Raw genomic sequence first — 3545 nt, forward strand, 5'->3', positions numbered from 1 at the left:
GCGCGCGCGCCCGCCGCCGCCAGGCTCCGCCCCCCGCTCGCGCGGGGCGGCCCCGGGGGGGGGGGGGGCGGGTGCGGCGCGCGGCCCCCCCCCCCCGGGGGCCCCCCCGGGGCCGGACCCGGTCACGACCGCCTGACGGTCACCCCTCGACCGGGAATCCGCTCGTGTCGATCGAGAACTTCCGGCCGTCCGAGAGGTTCAGGTCGATGACCTCGCCGTGGGCGAATTCCGCCTTCCTGGCGTATCCGGTCGCACCCGCCCCTTCGTACAGGGTGCACGTGCGGGTGAAGGGATCGATGATCAGGTACGTGTCGATGCCGAAGCGGCTGTACGTGCCGACCTTGGTCACGTAGTCGTTGTCGTCCGACGGCGTGGAGACGACCTCGATGGCGGCGACCACGTCCATGAAGACGTACCGCTTGCCGCGCGGCTGGGCGTCCAGGTCGAGGATGGCGATGTCGGGTGCGAGCGAGGTCTCGCCCGGGAAGTCGATCCCCACGTCGAACACCAGCGGAACGTCCTCGCCGAGCGCCCTCTCCGCCTGCCGGATCACGCTGCGGATCGTGTGGGACCGGGCAGGGCTCTGCGGCGTCATGATCACCCTTCCGTCGATGATCTCGACGACATACCCCTCGATGCTGGTCTGGGCTTCCACGTCACGCCAGAGTCTGTCGAGCACGGTCACCGGTTACACCTCCGCCGTCGATTGCCCTGCGCTGCCAGCGTAGCCACGGCCCGTGGCGGTGGTGGCATGGAAAGATGACCAAGAACGTCACCATCGAAGGAGATGAACGCGTGCCTGGCACGAATCTGACCCGTGAAGAGGCTCGGCAGCGGGCGAAGCTGCTCAGCGTCGACTCGTACGAGATCGACCTCGACCTGAGCGGGGCGCAGGAGGGCGGTACGTACCCCTCCGTGACGACCGTGCGCTTCCGGTCCGCCGAGGCGGGCGCGGAGACCTTCGTCGACCTGGTCGCGCCGGCCGTGCACGAGGTCGTCCTCAACGGCACGTCCCTGGACGTGGCCGCCGTGTTCCGGGACTCGCGCATCACGCTGTCCGGGCTGCTCGCCGGGGACAACGAGCTGAAGGTCGTCGCGGACTGCGCGTACACCAACACGGGCGAGGGCCTGCACCGCTTCGTCGACCCGGTCGACCAGCAGGCCTACCTGTACACCCAGTTCGAGGTCCCGGACGCCCGGCGGGTGTTCGCCAGCTTCGAGCAGCCCGACCTGAAGGCGACGTTCCGGTTCACCGTGAAGGCCCCCGAGGGCTGGACGGTCATCTCGAACTCCCCGACGCCGGCCCCCGCCGAGGTCGAGGACAACGTCTGGCGCTTCGCGCCGACGCCGCGCATCTCCACGTACGTCACCGCCCTGATCGTGGGCCCGTACCACTCGGTGCACAGCACCTACGAGCGCAAGGACGGCCAGTCGGTGCCGCTGGGCATCTACTGCCGGCCCTCGCTGGCCGAGTTCCTGGACGCGGACGCGATCTTCGACGTGACGCGGCAGGGCTTCGACTGGTTCCAGGAGAAGTTCGCGTACGACTACCCCTTCGCCAAGTACGACCAGCTGTTCGTGCCGGAGTTCAACGCGGGCGCGATGGAGAACGCGGGCGCGGTCACCATCCGCGACCAGTACGTCTTCCGCTCGAAGGTGACGGACGCGGCGTACGAGGGCCGCGCCGAGACCATCCTCCACGAGCTGGCGCACATGTGGTTCGGCGACCTGGTCACCATGGAGTGGTGGGACGACCTGTGGCTGAACGAGTCGTTCGCGACCTACACCTCGATCGCCTGCCAGGCGTACGCCGAGGGCACGAAGTGGCCGCAGGCGTGGACCACGTTCGCCAACTCGATGAAGACCTGGGCGTACCGGCAGGACCAGCTGCCGTCCACGCACCCGATCATGGCCGACATCCGTGACCTGGACGACGTCCTGGTCAACTTCGACGGCATCACGTACGCCAAGGGCGCCTCGGTGCTCAAGCAGCTCGTCGCCTACGTCGGCACGGACGCCTTCTTCCAGGGCGTGCAGGCGTACTTCAAGGCGCACGCGTTCGGCAACACGCGCCTGTCCGACCTGCTGGGCGCGCTGGAGGAGACCTCCGGCCGCGACCTGGCGGCCTGGTCGAAGGCATGGCTGGAAACCGCCGGCATCAACGTCCTGCGCCCGCGGATCGAGACGGACGCGAACGGTCTCATCACCGCCTTCGCGGTCGCCCAGGAGGCCCCGGCGCTGCCCGCCGGCGCCCAGGGCCAGCCGACGCTGCGCCCGCACCGGATCGCGATCGGCCTGTACGACCTCGACGGCGGCAAGCTGGTGCGCACCGACCGGATCGAGCTGGACGTCGACGGCGAGCTGACCGAGGTGCCGGAGCTGGTCGGCCGTACCCGCCCGGCGGTCGTGCTGCTCAACGACGACGACCTGAGCTACGCGAAGGTCCGCCTCGACGAGGAGTCGCTGGCCGCGGTCACCGCGCACCTGGGCGACTTCACCGAGTCGCTGCCGCGGGCGCTGTGCTGGGCCTCCGCCTGGGACATGACCCGGGACGGCGAGCTGGCCACCCGCGACTACCTGTCCCTCGTCCTGTCGGGCATCGGCAAGGAGTCGGGCATCGGCGTCGTGCAGTCGCTGCACCGGCAGGTGAAGCTGGCGATCGACCTGTACGCCGACCCGGCGTGGCGCGAGCAGGGCCTCGCGGCCTGGACCGAGGCCACGCTGGAGCACCTGCGCGCCGCCGAGCCGGGCAGCGACCACCAGCTGGCGTGGGCCCGCGCGTTCGCGGCGACGGCCCGCACCGAGGGGCAGCTGACCTACCTGAAGGCGCTGCTGGACGGTGCGGCCGAGGTCGAGGGCCTGGTCGTGGACACGGAGCTGCGCTGGGCGTTCCTGGAGCGGCTGGCCGCGACGGGTGTCGTGGACGAGCCGGAGATCGCCGCGGAGCTGGAGCGCGACCGTACGGCGGCGGGCGAGCGCCACGCGGCGACGGCGCGGGCCGCGCGTCCGACCGCCGAGGCCAAGGCGGCGGCCTGGGCGTCGGTCGTGGAGTCCGCGGACCTGCCGAACGCGGTGCAGGAAGCGGTGATCGGCGGCTTCGTCCAGACCGACCAGCGCGAGCTGCTGGCCCCGTACACCGCCAAGTACTTCGAGATGATCAAGGGCATCTGGGAGAGCCGCAGCCACGAGATCGCCCAGCAGATCGCGATCGGCCTGTACCCGTCCCTCCAGGTCTCCGAAGCGACGCTGGCCGCGACGGACGCCTGGCTGGCCTCGGCCGAGCCGAACGCGGCCCTGCGCCGCCTGGTCTCGGAGTCCCGCGCGGGCATCGAGCGGGCCCTGAAGGCCCAGGCGGCCGACGCGGCCGCGGCCGGCGCCTGACGCCCGGCGCCGCGGCCCGTGACGTCCGACGTCTGACGCCGCCCGGCGCTGGACCCACCGGTGGCCCCGGCCGCGGGGGGGGGGGGGGGGCCCCGCGGCGGGGGGGGGGGGGGGGGGGGCCCCCCGCCCCCCGCCCCCCGGCAGCGCGGCCCCGACGCCACGCG

2 protein-coding genes are annotated in these 3545 nt (G+C 72.0%); one reads left to right on the top strand and one right to left on the bottom strand.

From position 1 onward, the window contains the following. Nucleotides 1-139 precede the first annotated feature (139 nt). The gene (locus tag ACFVGY_RS27710) at nucleotides 140-685 is read right to left on the bottom strand and encodes a Uma2 family endonuclease (protein WP_385681887.1); all 546 of its coding nucleotides are present in this window, start codon (nucleotides 683-685) and stop codon (nucleotides 140-142) included. Between the two features lie 110 nt (nucleotides 686-795). On the opposite strand from ACFVGY_RS27710, the gene pepN reads away from it, so the two are divergent. Then, the gene (gene pepN, locus ACFVGY_RS27715) at nucleotides 796-3381 is read left to right on the top strand and encodes an aminopeptidase N (protein WP_385681888.1); all 2586 of its coding nucleotides are present in this window, start codon (nucleotides 796-798) and stop codon (nucleotides 3379-3381) included. The last annotated feature ends 164 nt before the right edge of the window (nucleotides 3382-3545 follow it).

The sequence above is a fragment of the Streptomyces sp. NPDC127106 genome (assembly GCF_042677605.1).
In the GTDB taxonomy this organism is placed as follows: domain Bacteria; phylum Actinomycetota; class Actinomycetes; order Streptomycetales; family Streptomycetaceae; genus Streptomyces.